Annotated in this window: 15 protein-coding genes; 11 read left to right on the top strand and 4 right to left on the bottom strand. The window is 53.9% G+C overall.

Going from position 1 to position 21,331, the window contains the following annotated elements; all coding sequences use genetic code 11:
• The first annotated feature begins 4 nt into the window (after nt 1-4).
• From CKW32_RS15930 to CKW32_RS15955, 6 genes are read left to right on the top strand one after another with little or no spacing between them, the layout of a single operon-like run.
• A complete protein-coding gene (locus tag CKW32_RS15930; protein ID WP_095185379.1) occupies nt 5-1,042 on the top strand; it encodes an acyltransferase in 1,038 nt (345 codons plus the stop codon).
• Nucleotides 1,043-1,052: 10 nt separating this feature from the next.
• Complete coding sequence (locus CKW32_RS15935; protein ID WP_095185380.1) at nt 1,053-2,024, top strand: hypothetical protein; 972 nt, start codon at nt 1,053-1,055, stop codon at nt 2,022-2,024.
• A gap of 31 nt (nt 2,025-2,055) precedes the next feature.
• Nucleotides 2,056-3,255, top strand: a complete 1,200-nt coding sequence (locus tag CKW32_RS15940; RefSeq protein WP_160016643.1) for a glycosyltransferase — start codon at nt 2,056-2,058, stop codon at nt 3,253-3,255.
• A 57-nt stretch (nt 3,256-3,312) separates the two neighbouring features.
• Entirely contained in the window at nt 3,313-5,232 is a 1,920-nt protein-coding gene (gene asnB / locus CKW32_RS15945) for an asparagine synthase (glutamine-hydrolyzing) (RefSeq protein ID WP_095185382.1), read from the top strand.
• Nucleotides 5,204-6,463 carry a glycosyltransferase family 4 protein gene (locus CKW32_RS15950; protein WP_160016645.1) on the top strand — a complete coding sequence of 420 codons (1,260 nt, stop codon included), beginning with the start codon at nt 5,204-5,206 and terminating at the stop codon, nt 6,461-6,463. The genes asnB and CKW32_RS15950 overlap by 29 nt, the downstream gene beginning before the upstream one ends.
• Nucleotides 6,460-7,698 carry a glycosyltransferase family 4 protein gene (locus tag CKW32_RS15955; protein WP_095185384.1) on the top strand — a complete coding sequence of 413 codons (1,239 nt, stop codon included), beginning with the start codon at nt 6,460-6,462 and terminating at the stop codon, nt 7,696-7,698. The genes CKW32_RS15950 and CKW32_RS15955 overlap by 4 nt, the downstream gene beginning before the upstream one ends.
• Before the next feature lie 322 nt (nt 7,699-8,020).
• Here CKW32_RS15955 and CKW32_RS15960 read toward each other — a convergent pair whose 3' ends face one another.
• The 3 genes from CKW32_RS15960 to CKW32_RS15970 all read right to left on the bottom strand — a co-directional run bounded on the left by CKW32_RS15960 (nt 8,021) and on the right by CKW32_RS15970 (nt 12,112).
• On the bottom strand, nt 8,021-9,184 hold the full coding sequence (locus tag CKW32_RS15960; RefSeq protein WP_160016647.1) for a D-glucuronyl C5-epimerase family protein: 1,164 nt from the start codon (nt 9,182-9,184) through the stop codon (nt 8,021-8,023).
• A gap of 353 nt (nt 9,185-9,537) precedes the next feature.
• A complete protein-coding gene (locus CKW32_RS15965) occupies nt 9,538-10,422 on the bottom strand; it encodes a DMT family transporter (protein WP_095185386.1) in 885 nt (294 codons plus the stop codon).
• 64 nt (nt 10,423-10,486) lie between these two features.
• Nucleotides 10,487-12,112, bottom strand: coding sequence for a methyl-accepting chemotaxis protein (locus tag CKW32_RS15970; protein ID WP_095185387.1), 1,626 nt, complete (start codon nt 12,110-12,112; stop codon nt 10,487-10,489).
• A 388-nt stretch (nt 12,113-12,500) separates the two neighbouring features.
• Between CKW32_RS15970 and aceK the strand changes: the two genes are divergently transcribed.
• On the top strand, nt 12,501-14,222 hold the full coding sequence (gene aceK / locus CKW32_RS15975) for a bifunctional isocitrate dehydrogenase kinase/phosphatase (RefSeq protein ID WP_095185388.1): 1,722 nt from the start codon (nt 12,501-12,503) through the stop codon (nt 14,220-14,222).
• Nucleotides 14,223-14,264: 42 nt separating this feature from the next.
• On the opposite strand, the gene CKW32_RS15980 is transcribed toward aceK, so the two are convergent.
• Nucleotides 14,265-14,819: a hypothetical protein gene (locus CKW32_RS15980; RefSeq protein WP_143499377.1), complete on the bottom strand. Its 555-nt coding sequence runs from the start codon at nt 14,817-14,819 to the stop codon at nt 14,265-14,267.
• Between the two features lie 248 nt (nt 14,820-15,067).
• On the opposite strand from CKW32_RS15980, the gene hrpA reads away from it, so the two are divergent.
• The 4 genes from hrpA (at nt 15,068) to CKW32_RS16000 (ending at nt 21,308) form a co-directional block, all read left to right on the top strand.
• Nucleotides 15,068-18,979, top strand: a complete 3,912-nt coding sequence (gene hrpA, locus CKW32_RS15985; protein ID WP_095185390.1) for an ATP-dependent RNA helicase HrpA — start codon at nt 15,068-15,070, stop codon at nt 18,977-18,979.
• A gap of 328 nt (nt 18,980-19,307) precedes the next feature.
• A complete protein-coding gene (locus CKW32_RS15990; RefSeq protein WP_032887699.1) occupies nt 19,308-20,429 on the top strand; it encodes a beta-ketoacyl-ACP synthase III in 1,122 nt (373 codons plus the stop codon).
• Between the two features lie 37 nt (nt 20,430-20,466).
• A complete protein-coding gene (locus CKW32_RS15995) occupies nt 20,467-21,081 on the top strand; it encodes an RNA polymerase sigma factor (RefSeq protein WP_032887701.1) in 615 nt (204 codons plus the stop codon).
• Entirely contained in the window at nt 21,075-21,308 is a 234-nt protein-coding gene (locus CKW32_RS16000) for an anti-sigma factor (protein ID WP_032887702.1), read from the top strand. The genes CKW32_RS15995 and CKW32_RS16000 overlap by 7 nt, the downstream gene beginning before the upstream one ends.
• The last annotated feature ends 23 nt before the right edge of the window (nt 21,309-21,331 follow it).

The following is a 21,331-nucleotide window of genomic DNA, read 5'->3' on the forward strand; positions in this document are numbered from 1 at the left end:
TTCAATGAGTCAAATAATCGCAAGTCCATCTGTCCGGCCCTATGATTCAAACTTGGATTTTGTTCGGGTAGTCGCTTGCCTGGCTGTTGTATTGTTACATGTGTCTGCTCGGCCCATCTACATGCAGGATGAGTTGAGCGCGTGGGGTTGGTTCTTAGGCGACGTCGTAAGTTCTCTGACTCACTGGTGTGTCCCAGTATTTGTGATGCTTAGCTCGGTTTTAATTCTGGGTAATAGCAAAACTACTTATGCTCATGTCATAAAGTCACGTGTTCCACGTATGTTGGCAGTGCTGTTCATATCATCGGTAATCTACGCTCTGTGGATGAAGTACTTTCAGCACGCTTTTGGCTGGGCGGCTTTCCTGAGAGCCATTGTCATGGGGCAGCCGTATTATCATTTGCACTTCTTTTACCTGATCATAGGCTTGTACCTGATAGCGCCGCCGTTGTCACAGGCGGTGGTCAATATGGAAGAAAAGGATCTACGTAATGCGGTAATCGCCACTTGCGTCCTGACGATGACTACATTCGCCTGGAGTACGTTTTCTAGAACCTACACGCCCAATGGTGGCAGCTTTTCTTGGTCGTACATCAGCTATTTTTTGCTAGGATATTATCTATACAAGTTTAAGCCAAATCTACCTTATGGGATGATCACTCTGGTAGGTTACTTGTGCACAGTCTTTGGCACTTTTGCTCTGGCTTATGGTTTTGGCACTACCTACACCTGGAAGCTGTATTTCTATAGCTACTTCAGTCCAACAGTATTTGCCATGGCTATCGGCGTATGGGGCCTAAGCTTACGGATCGCTGCTAGAGTTAGTTTTCCCGCGTTGAAAACTCTTGCGCCGCTTACCTTGTTGGTCTATATCCTCCATCCAATCTTCATGGAGCTCTTCCGTTCGCAATACAGCAAAATATCCGCGACATTTATGAACCCGTTGATAGAAGTGCCATTAACATTCGTGTTGACCACTTTTTGTGCTTTTGCTGCAGCCTGGTTGGTGTACAGGATTTCTTTTATTCGTCGTTTGTTTTAAGGATATACAAGTGGTTAATTCTAAGAGACGCAAGGTTTTGATCGCCTCGGTGGCTATCGTAGCTGTACTCGGATTAGGATATGCATGGAAGAGTAACTTGTGGGGCAGCGAGTTGTTCGATTGGGGAAGTGACCCCGTTATTCGTATTCAGCCTGCATCAGAAGATTCTCTTCATGTTGAATACCCTTCAGTCTTTAAGGTGGGCGATTCGAATGTGATGTTGTATTCGGGGTATGGCGATGACCACCGCTGGAGAATCAAGCTGGCAACCGCGCAGAACGATACCGACTACATCAAACAGGGCAATATTTTCGACGAGAAAAAGTTGCCTTTCAAAGGGGCCTATGCGTTCCCTTTCGTCAGAAAAAATCTGACAAATGGTGTTGCGACCTATGAGCTCTACTTCTCCGTGACCGAAGATGGTGCACCCACCTATTCGGCTATCTATCGTTCATCTAGCGTCAACGGTCTACGCTGGGAAACACCTAAAAAGTTATTGACCGACAGTGCCCTTGACCCTGTGGTGTTTAAGCGTAATGGTCACGACAAAATCATCTATACCGCGATGCTCAATGGAGACAACGTGATCAAGTCGGCGGAGCTGAAAGCCGATGGGAGTGCGGAACCGAGCAGGATCATATTGAGCCCAATAGCTGGGATTTACACCTTGGGTATTCTACATGTCGATGCCAAGCCTGTACTTGTCGTTGAAACCCAAAACAGTTGGGATGCCTACTGCTTTGATGCTTCAGATAATTTGATCGTGGCGAGCCAGGAGCCGATTTTTGTTTTCGGTGACGTCGCCGAGAAGAAGTGGGACGGATTGAAGTACGGCATGTATTTCTTTGAGGATGCAAGTACTCCTACTGTTTATTACAACGGTATTGAGGCGCACGGTGTTGAGCAGGGCGGACAGATCGGCGTCGCAAACTACGATCTTGATAGCCTGACTAGCAAGTTGAACTTGACCCAGTGTCAGTGAATCAGGGTTATTACCGCGTATGAACATATTGATGACAACTGCCGATCATCTAATGATTGACCGGAGAATTCTGCAGGAAGCTCAGACGCTGGTTGAGCAAGGTCACCAAGTGACCTTATTAGCAGGCTTCGAATGTCCGAAGCGAGAGTCCTACATCCACAATGGTATAAAAATTGAACGTTTTATGTTTGATTGGGGGGACTCGCGATTTTCCGCGCTAGCACGTCGCTATAAGTTAGTGCCGGGTTCTGCAATGTATAGCCGTGCTTGGCGGGTGTTCAGGGCGTGGGCCAATCGAATAGCGCGCTTGAACAGCTTTGAACAGTTTATTCTTGATCGGATGACCGAGTATCAAGTAGACGTACTACATGTCCACGATTTTCCCATGTTGGCCCCGGGCGTAGAACTGGCAAAGATTCGGAGCGTTCCGCTGATCTATGACGCTCATGAACTGTATTACGCCCAAGTGCAACTGCCCCGCGCTACTCAGAGAAAGTACAAAATAAAGGAGTCGAAGCTGATCAAGCAGGTCGATGCCGCGATTACGGTGAACCCTTATATAGCTAAATTGATGGCAGAGCGTTACTGCGTTGAGATGCCGGACGTAATCATGAACGCTGCACCCAAGATCGAAGTGGCTTCAACGTCGTTACTGCGTAAGCGTTTCGGTCTTGGTTCCGATGCCAACGTTCTGCTTTATCAGGGATGGATTTCTGATAACCGCGGCATCGAACGTATCGTTGAGGCAGCTGCTAATTTTTCCAACGGTACCTACTTGGTTATCGTAGGCTATGGCGCATTTGAGGACACGTTGAAGGCGCTGGTTGTCGAGAAGTGCCTAGAGCAGCGAGTGTTTTTCTATGGTGGCGTGCCCTCAGATGACCTGCACGAGTTGACGTGTGACGCCGACCTAGGAATCATTCCTTACCACGGCGTCGATGAAAATAATTATTTCTGCAGTCCAAACAAGCTGTTCGAGTTTGCTGTCGCTGAATTGCCGTTCATCAGTAACGACTTGCCATTTCTACACGATATTGTCGGTATGTATGGAAATGGCTTGCTGGCAGATCTTAATTCTGCAGAGTCGATCGCTGCTGCCGTCAATGGACTGTTTAGCGATTCGGTGATGATGGCCTCCCTGAAAGCCGGAGCGTCGAAGGCCCGTGAGGCGATCAATTGGGAAGTGGAAGGCAAAAAATTGCTGAATATTTATCAGCGCGTCACCGGCTGATTTCCTTCGGGAAGTTAGAGGACGTGTCAGTTATGTTTTTAGGGCAGGATGGTTTTTATGTGTGGGATTGCAGGGATCGTAGCCGTTTCAGGAACACCCGAGTTGATGCATGGTTCTGTCATGAAGATGATGGACGCTATTCGTCATCGAGGTCCTGATGGTGAAGGGATATGGCTTGATCCGGCACGGCCTGTGGCTTTGGGGCACCGGCGTTTAGCTATTATTGACCCTGAACACGGCAAGCAGCCAATGACTACTGAGGATGGCCGATATACGGTCGTTTTCAACGGCGCCATCTATAACTACTTAGAACTACGCCGTGAACTCATCGGTCGGGGTCATCCGCTGCATCATTACTCTGATACTGAGGTATTGTTGTATGCCTTTAGGGAATGGGGCGAGCGCTGTATAGACCGCTTAGTAGGTATGTTTGCCTTCGCAATCTGGGATCGTGCTGAACAACGCCTTTTTTGCGCGAGAGATCGTATCGGCATCAAGCCGTTCTACTATTATTTTGATGGACAACAGCTAAGCTTTGCCTCTGAAATCAAAGCGCTTTTCGCAGACGGTACGCTAAAGGCCGAATCGAATTCAGAAGGTTTGCAGGATTATCTGACGTTTCAGTTTTGCCTAAATGAGAAGACCTTGTTTAAAGGCGTCCAGAAACTTGAACCTGGTTATCAACTAAGTGCATGGTATGAGGGCAGTCACCTCAAAATCAAAACTTTCCAGTACTGGGACTTGCAATACAATATAGATGACCGTCACGATGAGCGTTACTTTATTGATAATCTTGCAGCCTTGATTGAAGACTCTGTACGCATGCATTTGCGTTCTGACGTACCACTGGGAGCGCATTTATCTGGGGGCCTTGATTCCAGCGCTGTTGTTTGTCTTGCTTCACGGATGTTGGGCGGTGAACAACTCAAGACATTCACTGGTGCCTTTCACGAAGGACCACAATTCGACGAGACTGCGCACGCAAAAGCGGTATCCGCATTTGCCGGCACTGCCTACAATGAGATCTATATTCCCGGAAATGAACTGTCGGATCTGTTGCCAAAACTGATGCATTTCATGGATGAGCCTCTCGCCGGGCCAGGTTTAATACCTCAGTACTACGTCTCGCGTCTGGCAGGCGAGCAGGTGAAGGTTGTACTTGGTGGGCAGGGCGGTGACGAGCTGTTCGTAGGTTATGCACGCTACATGGCTGCTTATCTGGAAAAGTGCCTATCTGGGGCGATCAACGAAACCGCCAATCAGAATCGATATGCGGTTTCGTTGGAATCCATTATTCCCAACCTGTCATTGCTCAAGACCTATCAACCAATGCTGCAGGGGCTATGGCGAGAGGGCCTCTTCGCACCAACTGACCAACGTTATTTTCGCTTGATTGACCGTAGTGAAGGCATGTCACACCTGTTCAATCCGGATGCATTCGACAAGTGCTATTCACCGTTTGAGTCATACCAAAAAATCTTTAATCGCGAAGGCTTGCATTCCTTGGTCAACCAAATGACCTACTTTGACCTTAAAGGCTCGCTTCCGGCACTGCTGCACGTCGAGGACCGTACAAGCATGGCGGCCTCCATCGAATCGCGTGTTCCGCTACTTGATCACCGCATTGTTGAATTCATGGCGACTATTCCACCCAATATTAAGTTTAGCGGTGGGCGCATGAAGCATTTGTTTAAGGAGTCTGTGCGCAGTTCGGTGCCGCGCAGTATTTTTGAGCGTAAGGACAAGATGGGCTTTCCTACACCGCTAACTCAGTGGACGAAAGGTGTAGCGCGTGATTTTGTGAGTGACACTTTACTTTCTGATCGTGCTCGGCAGCGAGGACTCTACAACGTGCAATCCGTCGAGAGAGCACTAAACAGCGAAAGTGAGTATGGGCGAGTTGTTTGGGGGCTGTTATGTATGGAGCTTTGGCATAGAGTTTTCATTGATGGAGACATGCAACCCAGTGATATCTGAAATCAAGCTGCGCTCTCCCACGGTTCTTATGTTATGTAATGACAGGAAAATTGACCGAAGAATTCTTCTGCAAGCCGACAGCCTGGAGGAGGACGGCTGGCAAGTGACTATTTTAGCGATGCCGGAGGATTATGATTCGGATGCCGAGGATCGGCGCGTGCTGCGGATAGGTATTCATACTGAGTCGCATGCACGGCGGGAAAATCGAGTGCTAGAAGCTTATAGCGTAATGCGTCGATATCTGCCTATGAACGGGCGTTTGATGCGGTTCATCAAATCGTTAGCTTGGCGCTTTCTGGTCGATCATGAGCGTTTCTACCTAAATCTGTTTCTTGCTGACGGCCTTCAGCACAAGGCAAATGTGATTGTGGCCCACGATCTTCCGATGCTTGCCGTTGCGCGCAAGCTTGCTGAAGCGTCGGACGCTCACCTTGTATATGACAGTCATGAACTCTACTGCGAGCAGGAGTTTTCCCGTGGGCAACGTTCTAGTTGGGCACAATTGGAACGTCGGCATATTCATGCTTGCGAACGAGTCATAACCGTTAATCCGTCAATCGCTCGCGAGCTTCAAATGCGTTATGAATTGGCGGAAGTTGCCGTCATCTATAACGCTGAACGAATCACGGAACAGGGTGAGCGGTCTTGGTATCTGCATGATCATTTTGGCATTTCGCGCGATCAAAGGGTATTACTGTTTCAAGGTGGCTTTTCAGCGGGCCGTAACTTGCTTGAGTTGGTTGAAGCGATGGCCTTGTTGCAAAAAAGTAACGTTCATTTAGTTCTGCTTGGTGAAGGCCAGCTATCTGGGACACTGCACCGCTTGATTAAGCGAAAAGGTATGATCTCCAGAGTACATATTCATCCAGCAGTAGCGCAGTCATGTCTACTTAGCGTAACAGCCTCGGCTGATGCAGGGATAATTCCCTATCAAGCGATCTGTTTGAATAATTACTACTGTACGCCTAACAAACTGTTCGAGTTTATCGCTGCTGGCTTACCCGTTCTTGCAAGTGATTTACCTGAGTTGCGACGGTTGGTGGACGGTAATCAGATCGGCTGTGTTGGCGATCTTGGAACGCCTAAGGCTATGGCAACTATGATAGAAGCGTTTTTCAATGATGACCAGAGACTGCAGCGGTGGCGCGAACAACTGGTAGAAGTACGAACTGAACTGAGCTGGCAAAGAGAAGGGGAGCGCCTCAAACAAATTTATAGGGCTTTCAAATGAAAGTAGCGATCATTTATCAATATTATCAGGGGCATTCTTCTCCTGGCCATTCATTAGTTTATGAGTTAGCCCAGCATCTTGCCGCGGAAGGGCACGAGGTGACAGTAGTTTCCGGGCAGACAGGTTATATGCAGCGCGATCAGCCTTTGCTTCCTTGGTATAGACGGTTGATTGTTCGGGAAGTGGATGGCATTGTTAATATTATTCGAACCTATACATACAGTGAATTGCATCGCAGTTACATAGGGCGTTTAATTAGTTTTTTATCTTTTTCATTTACTGCGCCGATTGGCTTATTACTAGTGAAAAAGCCGGATGTTGTTTTGGCATCCTCCCCCCCGATTTTTCCAATGCTACCAATATGGATAGTCTGTAAGTTGCGTCGTATTCCTATGGTATTGGAGGTGCGAGATCTTTGGCCAGAATCAGCAATACAGATGGGTATTTTACGCAACCGCACTTTGATAAGCCTAATGTCTTGGATAGAGGGGGTGCTCTATGATAAAGCCAATCGAGTCGTCGCATTGACTCGAGGCATTCGGGACAATATTAGCGGGCGCGGTTGGTCTGAGAAAAAGTTGGCGGTCATTACGTGCGGTGTTGATACGCATATGTTGTATCCAGACACCGAGGCTGGTATAGACGTTCGCCGAAACTTTGGTTGGGAGGGGCGTAACGTTATTTTGTACTTTGGCGCCATGGGGGAAGCTAATAATCTTGATGTGGTGATAGATGCTGCAATGAAGTGCAATGATAAGAATACATTGTTTGTTTTGATTGGCGATGGTATGAAACGACCTTACATTGAGAGACGAATCGCTGAGCTAAACCTTAATAACGTTCAGGTACTGGCGCCAGTTTCGAAAAGTCTTGCGCGAGGTTTTATTAATGCTGCGGATTTATGCTTAGTTACCCTTCAAGCGATCCCCTTGTTCAAAGGGGCTATTCCTACGAAGTTGCTTGATTATATGGCGTGTGGTAAACCAGTATTATGCGGCGTAGAGGGAGAGGCCGCTGAAATAGTTGCTGAAGCACAGGCGGGTATAATGTTTCATCCAAATGATAGCCATCAGCTTGAATCCAGAATTGCAGAGATGATGAGTAATAAGGAGTTGCGTGATCATATGGGATGTAATGGTGCACACTATATTAGGACGAATTTTGATGCCGCACGAAGTAGAGCGGCTATGACTACTTTGCTAGAAAGTGTCGTTTTTGATGGTTCTTCTACTTGAGTGCCACACTAAGCGATTGATTTAAATATGTGTTTAGACATCGAATGAGTTTTGTTAATTTTGTTTTTGGAATAGCGCTTATGTTTTTTCGAATGTTGTGACCATAATAGATAAGCTTTTTCTGGCAGTCGCGTTGGCCAACCCCATTGGCTTCACCCGAGTACTAGATTCGATGCACGCCTTCTCATCGCTCACAGTTTACGGGGCAAAAGGGCGTTATTTGTGAATGGTGTATGGAATCTAAAACTCTTTCCTACGTGGCTGCTGAAAAATGGCTATCCGATGCTTTTATTCAAAATGGAATAATTAAACAGTTGCTTATTTAACGCTTGAGCAGGTCCGAATGTTTTTTCAATATTTCGGATCCTGTTATTTCTGATACGATACCTAGCAGCTTCTGATTATGCTCAAAATAGAGCGCGTTGTATTTTAGCTCATTAGGGAAGTTAAGGTTAGCAATTGCGGTCTGTGGGATATCAAAAGTTAACACCATTATCTTGCCTGCTGTAGCTGGTAGCGTACCTATTTTATAAAAAGTTTTCCCGTCTGATATTTGTAGGTCTGAATTTCCATATGCCCTATAAGCTACTTTGATTTTTGGTTGGTTGTTTAACTGTTTTAGTTCGTTTGGCGATTTTATTGCTATCCTGAATGGTGCGTGATTGAAGCTTCCAATGTTCTCAGTTATCTTTCTGAAGGTTTTGCTACCTCGGGGTGTTATTTCAGTGTGTACTTTAGACCAGTTCATATCCGGAGATATTATAAGGCTAGCAGTGCGAGAGATGTCATCGTCTTGATCGTAGCCAACCTTTATAGTTTGGGATATGTTGTCTGCGCTTAGTGTAATATAAAAAATATCCAGGCTGCCATTGGTCAAATAAAAGCGGAAAAGTACGTCTAGTCTTGGTGGAGCTAAAGAGTACGCGGAAATTGGTCCTGCATAATTTATGTTTTTGATTACGAAACGATTTATATTTTTTTGAAGCCAATTAACAGCTTGCTCAGCCAACTGCTTCGGCTCTTCTTTGTTTGAATAGTTAGCGTAATCATAAAGAGCGATTAGCGCTATAAGATCGCCGTTGAGAACAGCTATCTCTTGCTCGACAGGGTACTCTTCAAATATTACCCCGTCCTTTATATGCCTAGAAAACCCCCCCTTGTTTATCGGTATCGTATATGATAGATAAATCTTATCGGCTTGTTTTTTGTAGTAGGGGGCACCGGTTTTTTTTGCCAATTCTATATAGAGTTCAAGTGCAATTCCCTGTGTGAATGCCGATACCCAGGGAGCTTTCAGATGGAAAGGCCAGTTATCTTTATAGTCATCTAAAAACACATAAAATAAACCTCCTTCTATCTCTTTTTCAAAAAATTTTAGTTGTTTTTCACATGCTAAAGCAGTACTGATGTCGTCTGTGATTATAGCTTCCAGGCCTCGAATCGCTAGTTTGCTTGGAGAACGAAAATTTTTCGTTCTGTTAGACATTCCGACTATGGGGTTGCACTTTTCACTCGGCCCGAATGCCCATAGGTAGTTGGGTATTCCCGGGGTGTAAAAGTCCGATAGATACGAGGCTTGAGCTTTTAAGGGGGCGCAAAAAGGAAGGCAGTAAATAAAAAGCAATAGAGCTATTAATCTCGTCTGCATAAGCTAAGAGGTCCGATGCTGGAGGTTGCAAAATTATTTGGTTGTATACTCGATTTTTAAAATCTTATGCGTTACTTTTTATTTTTCTATTCTAATGGTTTCTCATCGGAAACTGCGGATTTTCCTCTAGTCAATATTACGCGTAGGGCTGTATTTATTGAGAAATAACCACGTTAGCGCTTGATCTGTCTCTACGATTTCCCCGGTCGCAACACCAACCACAACGCCCCCCCAATCAACACCCCGCCGTATAGATGCGCCATCGATAACGGTTCGTCGAGCAACAACGCCCCCCACAGCACCCCAAACGGCGGGATCAGGAAGGTAGTGGTCATCGACCTCACCGGTCCAATAGCCGTCAGCAACCGGAAGTACAAAACGTACGCCAACGCCGTACACCCCAACCCCAACCCGAGCAACGATGCCCACACCTCCCAGCCACCCCAGCTCGCGGGCGGATGCAGGGCGGCGCTGTAGGCGAAGAGCGGCAACAGAAACAACGTCGCGCCGAGCATGCTGCCCAAGGCTGACAGGCGACTGTCTAACCCGCCACGCTGGTCCAGCCAACGCCGCGCGAGGAAGCCGGCGAAGCCGTAACAGGTGGTCGCCACCAGGCAGGCCACTGCGCCCATCAACAGCTCAAGGTCAAAGGCCACCGGCCCGGCGCGCGTGAGTACGCCTACACCAAGCAGGCCAAGGCTCACCCCGGCGATTTTTGAAGCGGTGAGCCGTTCGCTGAAGAACAGCCCGCCGATCAATACGCCCATCAGCGGCGTGGTGGCATTAAAGATCGCCGAGTAACCGGCCGGCAGCACTTGGGCGGCCACGGAGTACATGGTCGCCGGGATCCCGGAGTTGATCACGCCGAGCAACAGGACTGTCTTGAACTTGCCCTGGAAATCCCAGCGCACTCGCATTACTGCCAGCATCACCAGCAGGCCGGCAGCGGCAATCGATACGCGGAAAAACGCGGTCGGGACGGGGCCGATTTCCGGGGCGATGATGCGCATGAACAAAAAGCTCGCGCCCCAAATGGCAGCCAGCCCCAACAGGTACAGGGTGTCGACAGGTCTCACGGAATATTCCTACATCAATAAGGCCGCGAGTGTTGCCCAGTCACCTGTCCGACACAATCACTGTTTACACGACAAACCGCGTCACCAAACCGTTGAGGTCCACTGCCAGGCGCGACAATTCCTGGCTGGCGGCCGAGGTCTGGGTAGCGCCGGCGGCGGTCTGGGTGGACAGGTCGCGGATATTCACCAGGCTGCGGTCCACTTCGCGGGCCACCAGCGCCTGTTGCTCGGCGGCGCTGGCAATCACCAGGTTGCGCTGGCTGATCTGCGAGATGGCGGCGGTGATTTTCTCAAGGGCGCTGCCCGCGCTATTGGCCCGTTGCAGGGTCTGGCCGGCGTGCTCGGCGCTGCTGTTCAACGCTTCGACGGTGTCCTGCGTGCCTTGCTGGATACCGCTGATCATCTGCTCGATTTCTTCGGTGGAATCCTGTGTGCGCTGCGCGAGGGAACGCACCTCGTCGGCAACCACCGCAAAACCGCGCCCGGCTTCGCCTGCGCGCGCCGCTTCAATCGCAGCGTTGAGGGCCAGCAGGTTGGTTTGCCCGGCAATGCCACGGATGACTTCCAGCACCTTGCTGATGTCCTGGGCCTGTACCGCCAGGCCTTCGGCTTTGTTCGAGGCGCCGAGTACTTCATCCACCAGGTTCTGGATCGAGCTGATGGTTTCGCTGATCTGGTAGTGGCCGTGCTTGCTGTCTTCATCCGAGGCCTGGGACGCTTCGGCGCTGGACACCGCATTGCCCGCCACTTCGTCCACGGCCGCGCTCATCTGGGTAACGGCGGTGGCGGCTTGTTCGATTTCATCGTTTTGCGCTTGCAGGCCGCGCGTGCTCTGTTCCATCACCGAGCTCATTTCTTCGGCGGCCGACGCCAGTTGTTGCGCCGATTCGCTGATCCCACGGATGGTGGTCTGCAACTGCGTCTGCATGGTGACCAGGGCGCCAAGCAGTTGGGCCGGCTCATCATTGCCGCTGACGTTGATCGGTTGGCTCAAGTCGCCGGCGGCGATGGTGCGCGCCACGGACAGCGCCTGGCTGAGCGGCGCGGTGATGCTGCGGGTCAGCAGCCACGCCAGCAGTAAAGTGGCGATCAGTGCAATCACGATGATCAGGCCGACCACCCATTGCGCGCTCGAATACATCTGTGCAGCGGAGTCCGCAGCGGCTTCGACACCGTTCTGATTGAAGACGATCAGCTTTTCCAAACTCTGGGTGAGGAGGGTGCCTTGAGGCGCAAGGCGGTTGTTGAGCAGGTCAATAGCGTCTTGTTGCTGATCCTTATCGATCAAATCAACCATTTGGCCGACGATCGCCAGGTAGCCGGCCACGTCGGTTTTGACCTGCTTGAGCATCTCGCGCTCTTCGTCATTGGTCAGCAGGGTTTCATGGCGGGCCAGCAGGGTTTGCAGTTCGTTGCGCTGCAGGGTGATCAGGTTTCTGCTGTTGTCACGCACCCGGGACTCATCGGTGGTCACCAGGCGCAAAGCCTCCAGGCGGATACTGGCCGCGAAGGCCGCGCTGTCGTGGATATTCTCGATGCTCGGCATCCACGACTGCTCGATGACCAGCGCGCTTTCGCGCAGCTTGGCCATCTGCCCCAGGCCGAACAGGCCAACAATCACCAGCAAGCTGGCCAACACCCCAAAACTCAGACTGGCACGCAGACCGATCCTCATGTTCCTCAATGACATCTCAATGCTCCTTGGGCAATTAGAACCTGCTCCCGGATCGGTCTTTTGACCTTGTTAGGGTGGGAGAGGGCGCGCTGTATATCAAAGTGCCATCAAGGTGGTAATCGGGGTTTCCCTTAGTTGGATCCAACGCTTGAGGCGGGATCAAAATTGGAATTGGCACCGCTATTTCTGGCACCAAGTGCCAAGCCCCGCCGTTAGCGGCTATTGGTCAAACGGATGACGACTAATAGGTGTTTTTATTGACCGTATGGTCGAATTAAAAAAATTGAAAACAAATGTACGATGTGAACGAAGTTGTACAACGCAGCGCAAAAAATCAGCCTTCTCCTGCTTACATACACTGGCTAAGCTCAGGGCTTCCCGATGCTCGTTCGAGGTTTTCCGCATGTCGCAACCCACGCCCGCCCTCGCTATCGCCCGCACGATCCTCGACGGCTTCGACGATTACCGTGAGCACTTTCGCCAGATCACCGATGGCGCCCGCGAGCGTTTCGAAAAGGCCCAGTGGCAGCAGGGCCAGGCGGCGTCTGCGGCGCGGATCAACCTGTACGAAGAGAAGGTCTCTGAGGTGATCGCTGGCCTGCGCGCCCGTTTCGAAGACGCGGACTTACTGGATGTCGACCTGTGGCCCTTGGTCAAAAGCGCCTACATCGACTTGATCGACCTGCGTTTCGACGATGAGCTGTCCGAGACTTGGTACAACTCGATCTTCTGCGGCCTGTTCAGCCACGACCTGATCAGCGACGGCTGCATGTTTATCCACACCACTCGGCCCAGCCTGCGCCGGGCGCGGGCAGCGCAGACCCGCACCTATACGCCCGCCGGTAAAATCGGCGAGATGCTTGCGCAGGTCTTTGCGGACTACCGTTTCAGCGAGCCCTACGCCGATTTGAACGCAGACCTGCAGCGCCTTGAAGCGCAATTACGGGAAAACTTGCCCGATTGGGTGTGCAAGGACCCGGACCTCAAGGTCGAGTTGTTTTCTTCGGTGCTCTACCGCAACAAAGGCGCCTATCTTGTAGGTCGCCTCTACACCCGAGATGAACAATGGCCCCTGGTGATTCCGTTGTTGCACCGCGAAGGGCAGGGCATCCAGATCGATGCGTTGATCACCGACGAAGCCGATGTGTCGATCATCTTTTCGTTTACGCGTTCCTACTTCATGGTCGACGTACCGGTGCCCGCGGAGTTCATCGGTTTCCTCAAGCGCATCTTGCCGGGCAAGCACATTGCCGAGCTGTACACCTCTATCGGCTTCTATAAGCATGGCAAGTCGGAGTTCTATCGCGCGCTGATCAATCATCTGGCCACCACCGACGACCAATTCATCATGGCGCCGGGCGTGCGGGGCATGGTCATGAGTGTGTTCACGCTGCCGGGTTTCAACACCGTGTTCAAGATCATCAAGGACCGCTTTTCACCGTCGAAAAACGTCAACCGCGCCACGGTCATCGAGAAGTACCGGCTGGTCAAAAGCGTCGACCGTGTGGGGCGCATGGCCGATACCCAGGAGTTTGCCGACTTCCGTTTCCCCTTGAGCAAGTTCGAGCCAGAGTGCCTGGCCGAGTTGCTGGAAGTCGCCGCCGGCACCGTCGAAGTAGAGGGCGACACCGTGCTCATTCGTCACTGCTGGACCGAGCGGCGCATGACCCCGCTCAACCTGTACCTCGAAAACGCCAACCCCGCCCAGGTGCGCGAAGCCCTGGAGGACTACGGCTTGGCCATCAAGCAACTGGCGGCGGCGAATATCTTCCCCGGCGACATGCTGCTGAAGAACTTCGGCGTCACCCGCCACGGCCGCGTGGTGTTTTATGACTACGACGAAATCTGCTTTCTCACCGAGGCCAATTTCCGCCACATCCCCGAGCCACGCACGCCCGAGGATGAAATGGCGTCGGAACCCTGGTACTCCATCGGTCCGCTGGACGTGTTCCCAGAAGAATTCCCGCCGTTCCTGTTCGCCGACGCCGGGCAGCGCAAGCTGTTTGATGAATTGCATGGCGAGTTGTACAACGCCGACTACTGGAAGGGACTGCAAGAAGCGATTCGCGCGGGGAAGGTGATTGATGTGTTTCCGTACCGACGCAAGGAGCGCGGTTACTCCTGAAGGGCGAGGTGTGCTGGAACCCCCGCCCTGAGTCGGCCGGCGTCAGACGATGACACATACGCCCTTGGTTGCCTCCACGCCCATGCTCCTTAAATGTTGCAGCGCGGGCCTCAAGTCACTTTGCTTGGGTAAGTAATGGCCTGACGTATTGGATAGACAAACTTTCCCCAGCAGGTTTTTTTTCATGTACCCGGCACTGACGATCTTCTGCGACTGACCGGGGCCAGCGCCGATTTCGGCAATGGCGGGGTGAGACATCCACTTGGGTGGCACGTTTTTGTCGATGTTGCCGACTACCAATTGGCCGCCTTGGGTAAGCACAAACTTATTCAACGAAGTTGGTTTATCCAGGATGTTCAGGTCTTTTGGCTGATTGACGTTCACCAACTGACCTCTGGGGTTTTTGGGGTTCAGCGCGGCGCCTGCCAGGTGCAGCTCCGCATTCAGGTCCCGCGCTTTTGTATTGTTCAACAGCGCATAGCCAACGGAAGTGCAGCAGGGTAACGTCGAGCGTTTATAAGGCGTGACGTCGTGATGTGTGTTGGCGTGTGAATGCGAGAAACTGCCGCTGGTAGAGCGATGGGGATTAATAGGCATACGAAATCCTCTTGGGGGGGCAGATTTGAACCCCGCGTCGCTCGCTCAATACATCGGATTTCAGCTTTAACGCGTGGGAACGGTGGTCGGATTTTTGTAGGAACCGTCCTTGCGATGGGGTTGCCAGCGCCGTTACCCGATGACGCAACGTCTCCCGTCCTGCCGAAATCTGCGACAATCGCGTCCATTCCATCGACTGATGCTGCGCAGGCCTCACCTGCCTCACCCAAAAGACCCTTGCCGCCCTGATGACTGACCAAGCGCCCGCTATTGACCAACTGCTGAAAAACCTCGATCACGCCATGCTCGCCGACCGCCACCGCTTGCGGCGGCAGTTGCTTGAGCTGCGCAAGAAGCCCGACGAGGAAAAACTGGCGCAGTGGGTCACGCGCATGCAGGCGTCCTGCGCCCAGGTCACGGCACGGCGCGCCAGCCTGCCGGTGATTCGCTACGACGACAGCCTGCCGATTGCCGCCAAGCGCGACGAGATCAAGGACGCGCTGAACAAACATCAGGTACTGATCATTGCCGGCGAAACCGGTTCGGGTAAAACCACCCAGTTACCGAAAATCTGCCTGGAAATCGGTCGCGGCCAGTACGGTTTGATCGGTCACACCCAGCCACGCCGGATTGCCGCGCGCAGCGTTGCCAGCCGGGTTGCCGAAGAGTTGGCCACGCCTTTGGGCGCGTTGGTGGGCTATCAGGTCCGGTTCGAGGATCAGAGCGATTCCAACACCCTGATCAAGCTGATGACTGACGGCATCCTGCTGGCGGAAACCCAGAACGACCGTTACCTGGAACGCTACGACACGATCATCGTCGACGAAGCCCACGAACGCAGCCTGAACATCGACTTCCTGCTCGGTTACCTGAAAACCCTGCTACCGCGTCGCCCGGACCTCAAAGTCATCATCACCTCGGCCACCATCGACCTGGAGCGCTTTTCCAAGCACTTCGACGATGCACCGATTGTCGAGGTCTCGGGTCGCACGTTCCCGGTGGACACGTGGTACCGCCCGCTTACCCTGGAGCAGGACGAAGAGGGCAACCGCGTCGAGGATGACTTGACCGTTGACCAGGCGATTCTCGCCACCCTCGATGAAATTGCCGCTTACGAGCGCAGCGAACGGCGCAGCCCCGGCGATGTGTTGGTGTTTTTGCCGGGCGAGCGCGAGATTCGTGACGCCGCCGAGATGCTGCGCAAGGCCCAGCTCAAGCACACGGAAATCCTGCCGCTGTACGCGCGCCTGTCACCGGCCGAGCAGCAGCGGATTTTCCAATCCCACCCGGGCCGGCGCGTGGTGCTGGCGACCAACGTCGCGGAAACCTCGCTGACCGTGCCTGGCATTCGTTATGTGATCGACAGCGGCACCGCGCGCATCAGCCGCTACAGCTACCGCGCCAAGGTGCAGCGCCTGCCGATCGAGGCGATTTCCCAGGCCAGTGCCAACCAGCGTAAAGGTCGGTGCGGCCGGGTCGAGCCGGGTATCTGCATCCGTCTGTTCAGCGAAGAAGATTTTATCGGGCGGCCGGAATTTACCGATCCGGAGATCCTGCGTACCAACCTCGCCGCCGTGATCCTGCAGATGCTGCACCTGCGCTTGGGTGAAATCACCGACTTCCCGTTTATCGAACCGCCGGATGGCAAGGCGATCAGCGACGGTTTCAACCTGTTGCAAGAGCTCTCGGCCGTGGACCGCAACAGCCAACTCACCCCGCTGGGCCGCCAACTGGCGCGCCTGCCGGTGGACCCTCGCATGGGGCGCATGTTGCTGGAAGCCGCCAAGCTCGGCAGTTTGCAGGAAGTGCTGATCGTCGCCAGCGCCATGTCGATCCAGGACCCGCGCGAGCGTCCGCCGGAGCGCCAACAGGCCGCCGACCAGGCCCATGCACAGTGGAAAGATCCCGATTCGGACTTCGCCGGGCTGGTCAATTTATGGCGCGGCTTTGAAGAACAGCGCCAGGAGCTCACGGCCAGCCCGTTGCGCAACTGGTGCCGCAAGAACTTCCTCAACTACCTGCGCCTGCGCGAGTGGCGTGATTCCCATCGCCAGTTGAGCCTGATCTGTCGTGACATGCAGTTGACCATCAACAAAGAACCGGCTGACTTCCCGAAACTGCACAAAGCGGTGCTCTCCGGCCTGCTCAGCCAGATCGGGCAGAAGACCGAAGACGGTGATTACCTCGGTGCGCGCCAGCGGCGCTTTTGGATTCACCCCTCGTCGGGTATCGGCAAGAAGCGTCCGCAATGGCTGATGACCGCCGAACTGGTGGAAACCACCAAGTTGTACGCGCGCATGGTCGCCAAGATCGACGCGGACTGGATCGAACCGCTGGCCGGGCACCTGATCAAGAAAAACCACTTCGAGCCGCATTGGGAGAAGAAGCGCGGCCAAGTGGTGGCGTTTGAGCAGATCACCTTGTTCGGGTTGATTGTGGTCGGGCGCCGGCCGGTGCATTACGGGCCGATTGACCCGGTTGTGTCCCGCGAGCTGTTTATCCGCGAAGGCCTGGTGCGCGGCGAGATTCAATCCCGCGCCAAGTGCCTCACGGCCAACCAGCAACTGCTGGAACAACTCGACGAACTGGAAGCCAAGGCCCGCCGCCGCGACATCCTGGCCGATGAAGAAACCCTGTACGCCTTCTACGACGCGCGTTTGCCGGCGGAGATCCACCAGACCGCCACCTTTGACAGCTGGTACAAGGTCAACAGCCAGAAAGACCCGCAACTGCTGATCATGCGCGAAGAAGACGTGCTCGCCCGCGAGGCCAGTGAAGTCACCGCCGCGCATTACCCGGACACCCTGCACTTGGGCGACCTGGAATTGGCCCTGAGTTACCACTTCGAACCCAACCATCCGCGCGACGGCGTGACCCTGCGCGTACCGGCGCCGCTGTTGCCGGCCTTGCCGCCGGAACGTTTGGAATGGCTGGTGCCGGGGGTGATCGAAGCCAAGTGCATCGCCCTGGTGCGCAACCTGCCTAAAGCGCTGCGCAAGAATTTCGTGCCGGTGCCGGACTTCGTAAAGGCCGCACTGCAACGCATCGAGTTCGGTCAGGGCTCGCTGCCCCAGGCGCTGGGGCGTGAACTGTTGCGCATGACCGGCGCGCGGGTCAGCGATGAAGCTTGGGCCGAGTCGGCGCAGCAGGTGGAAAGCCACCTGAAGATGAACCTGGAAGTGGTCGACGGCCAAGGTAAGTTCCTCGGCGAAGGTCGCGACTTGGCTGAGCTGACCGCACGCTTTGCCGAAGCCAGCCAAGCCGCGTTGGCCGTGCCGCAAACGGCGAAAAGCCAGCAGCCGGTGGAAGCCAAGGTGTTCGCCGCTGTGGCCGAGAAAACCCAGCAAAAGATCGCAGGGCTGTCGATGACGGTGTACCCGGCGCTGGTGGAAGAAAACGGTACGGTCAAGGAAGGTCGCTTTTCCACCGCCGCCGAGGCTGAGTTCCAGCATCGCCGCGCGTTGCAGCGTCTGCTGATGCAGCAACTGGCGGAACCGGCGAAATTCCTGCGCGGCAAGTTACCCGGCCTCACCGAGTTGGGGCTGATGTACCGTGAATTGGGGCGTATCGATGCGCTGGTGGAAGATATCCTGCTGGCGAGCCTAGACACCTGCGTGCTCGAAGGCGAAGCCAGCCTGCCGCGTGATGGCGCTGGTTTGGCCGCTTTGGCCGAACGCAAGCGCGGCAGTTGGACCGAACACGCCGAACGCCAGGCGCGCTTGACCCTGGAGGTGCTGAAACTCTGGCATGGCTTGCAAAAGCGCTTCAAAGGCAAGATCGACCTGGCGCAGGCGGTGGCCTTGAATGACATCAAGCAGCAACTGAGTAACCTGGTCTATCCAGGTTTTGTGCGGGAAACCCCGGCGCAGTGGTTCAAGGAGCTGCCGCGTTACCTCAAGGCCATTGAGTTGCGTCTGGAAAAACTGCCGAGCCAGGTGCAAAAAGATCGGGTGTGGAGCAGCGAGCTCAGCGGGCTGTGGGCGCAATACCAGAACCGCCTGAACAAGCATGCCCAGGAAGGTAAGCGTGATCCTCAGTTGGAGCTTTATCGCTGGTGGCTGGAGGAATATCGGGTGTCGTTGTTTGCCCAGCAGTTGGGCACCAAAGTGCCAATTTCCGACAAGCGCTTGAGCAAGCAGTGGACGCTGGTCGAGGCCTGATCCCTTCACGATTTCCAGCATCGACAAGGTTTCAATGTGGGAGGGGGTTTGCTCCCGATGGCGGTCTATCAGAAACAAATTCTGTAACTGACACACCGCTATCGGGAGCAAGCCCCTCCCACACATTAAAAAGGTGTTTGTCTGGGAAGTGGCGCCAAACCCCAGCGTTTGTGGCAAACTTCGCGCCCATAAATGCCGGGATCGTCGTAGCAGCGACGCGATGGAATAAAGCGATGCCAGTTTGATGTCCGCTGGGCGGAATAGAACTACTCACAGTTTGGTACGACGGTACCAATATCTTCTGCCTGACAGATTTAGAGGAACGACCGTGCATAACGTCGTCATCAGCGGCACTGGCCTTTACACCCCTGCCAACAGCATCTCTAACGAAGAGCTGGTGCAGTCTTTCAATACCTACGTGCAGCAGTTCAATGCTGACAACGCCGCTGCCATCGAGCGTGGCGAGGTGCAGGCGCTGACTGAGTCCAGCGCGGCCTTTATCGAAAAAGCGTCAGGCATCAAGAGCCGCTTCGTGATGGACAAAGACGGCATTCTCGATCCGCAGCGCATGGCCCCACGCCTGCCTGAGCGCAGCAACGACGAATGGTCGGTGCTCTGCCAGATGGCCATCGGCGCCGCCGAACAAGCCCTGCAGCGTGCAGGCAAGACCGCCGCCGACATCGACGGCGTGATCGTCGCCTGCTCCAACCTGCAGCGCGCCTACCCGGCCATTGCCATCGAAGTCCAGGAAGCCCTGGGTATCGCCGGGTTCGGTTTTGACATGAATGTGGCGTGCTCCTCGGCGACCTTCGGCATCCAGAACGCCGCCAACAGCATCCAACTCGGCCAGGCCCGGGCGATCCTGATGGTCAACCCGGAGGTCTGCACCGGCCATCTGAACTTCCGCGATCGCGATAGCCATTTCATCTTTGGTGACGCCGCTACTGCTGTGGTCCTGGAACGTGCCGACCTGGCAACGTCCGAGCACCAGTTCGATGTGGTGAGCACCAAGCTGCTGACCAAGTTTTCCAACAACATCCGCAACAACTTCGGCTTCCTCAACCGTGCGGCGGAAGAGGGCATCGGCGCGCCCGACAAGCTGTTCGTGCAGGAAGGCCGCAAAGTCTTCCGCGACGTATGCCCGATGGTGGCCGAACTGATCGGCGTGCACCTCGAAGAAAACCAGTTGAACGTGGCCGATGTGAAACGCTTCTGGCTGCACCAGGCCAACCTGAGCATGAACCACCTGATTGTGAAGAAACTGCTGGGCCGCGAAGCCACGGTAGAAGAGGCCCCGGTGATTCTCGATACTTACGCCAATACCAGCTCCGCTGGCTCGGTGATTGCGTTTCACACCTACCAGGATGACCTGCCCAAGGGGTCGGTTGCGGTGCTCAGTTCGTTCGGTGCAGGTTATTCCATCGGCAGCGTGATCCTGCGCAAGCGTTGATCCTGCGACAGGCCTTGCAGTGAAATCGAGGTAGACAATGGCAGCAGCGGACGACGCGCATCTGCTTGAACGCCTGCTCAAGGGTGATCAACGGGCTTACAAGGAGTTGGTCACCACCTACCAGAGCGCCATGCGGGCGGTGGCATATGCCATCGTCGGCCAGCGCCATGCCGATGAAATCGTCCAGGACGCCTGGCTGTCGGTAGTGCGCAACCTGTCCAAGTTCGAAGGCCGGTCCAGCCTCAAGACCTGGCTGCTGACCATCACCGCTAACGCCGCCAAGGGGCGCTACAAGCAGAATCGTCGTGAGGTGTTGCTCGACGATTTGCCTTCGCCCCACGGCACCATCGGCGATGACCGCTTTACCCCCGACGATGGCCACTGGGCGGTCGCCCCCTTTGCCTGGCATCAGGACACGCCGGAAGCCTTGCTGACCGAGGATGAGCTGCGTGATTGCCTGGAGCATACGCTGCTGAGTTTGTCGCAGTTGCAAAGCAGCGTCCTGGTGCTGCGTGAACGCCAGGGCCTGGAGTTGGAGGAGATTTGTAATCTCCTGACGCTCTCACTCTCCAATGTCCGTGTGCTGTTACATCGAGCACGGCTTAAAGTCTTTGCCACGGTGGAGCATTTTGAGGAAACGGGCGAATGTTGACCTGTAAAGAACAAGTGGCACGTTCCAGTGACTATCTCGATGGGCAATTGACCTTTCGCGAGCGCTTGCTGGTGCGTCATCACTTGATGTTCTGCCCGAACTGCCGCCGGTTTATCCGTCAGATGCGCCTGATGCAGGCGACCCTGAAGATCATGCCGGATGAGCCGGTGAAGGATGTGGATGCCTTGGCGCAACGGCTGGCTGCCGAGCGGCTCAAGGATCAATAAAGGCGGGGTAGAAGCAGACTCGC

The sequence above is a fragment of the Pseudomonas sp. Irchel 3H9 genome, from assembly GCF_900187495.1.
In the GTDB taxonomy this organism is placed as follows: domain Bacteria; phylum Pseudomonadota; class Gammaproteobacteria; order Pseudomonadales; family Pseudomonadaceae; genus Aquipseudomonas; species Aquipseudomonas sivasensis.

What these genes read in the sequence shown, in the direction of transcription:
- CKW32_RS16000 (WP_032887702.1), top strand. Translation starts at nt 21,075, where the DNA reads ATGTTGACCTGTAAAGAACAAGTGGCACGTTCCAGTGACTATCTCGAT.
- CKW32_RS15970 (WP_095185387.1), bottom strand. Translation starts at nt 12,112, where the DNA reads ATGTCATTGAGGAACATGAGGATCGGTCTGCGTGCCAGTCTGAGTTTT.
- asnB (WP_095185382.1), top strand. Translation starts at nt 3,313, where the DNA reads ATGTGTGGGATTGCAGGGATCGTAGCCGTTTCAGGAACACCCGAGTTG.
- CKW32_RS15995 (WP_032887701.1), top strand. Translation starts at nt 20,467, where the DNA reads ATGGCAGCAGCGGACGACGCGCATCTGCTTGAACGCCTGCTCAAGGGT.
- CKW32_RS15930 (WP_095185379.1), top strand. Translation starts at nt 5, where the DNA reads ATGAGTCAAATAATCGCAAGTCCATCTGTCCGGCCCTATGATTCAAAC.
- CKW32_RS15980 (WP_143499377.1), bottom strand. Translation starts at nt 14,819, where the DNA reads ATGCCTATTAATCCCCATCGCTCTACCAGCGGCAGTTTCTCGCATTCA.
- aceK (WP_095185388.1), top strand. Translation starts at nt 12,501, where the DNA reads ATGTCGCAACCCACGCCCGCCCTCGCTATCGCCCGCACGATCCTCGAC.
- CKW32_RS15950 (WP_160016645.1), top strand. Translation starts at nt 5,204, where the DNA reads ATGGAGACATGCAACCCAGTGATATCTGAAATCAAGCTGCGCTCTCCC.
- CKW32_RS15955 (WP_095185384.1), top strand. Translation starts at nt 6,460, where the DNA reads ATGAAAGTAGCGATCATTTATCAATATTATCAGGGGCATTCTTCTCCT.
- CKW32_RS15940 (WP_160016643.1), top strand. Translation starts at nt 2,056, where the DNA reads ATGACAACTGCCGATCATCTAATGATTGACCGGAGAATTCTGCAGGAA.
- hrpA (WP_095185390.1), top strand. Translation starts at nt 15,068, where the DNA reads ATGACTGACCAAGCGCCCGCTATTGACCAACTGCTGAAAAACCTCGAT.
- CKW32_RS15960 (WP_160016647.1), bottom strand. Translation starts at nt 9,184, where the DNA reads ATGTCTAACAGAACGAAAAATTTTCGTTCTCCAAGCAAACTAGCGATT.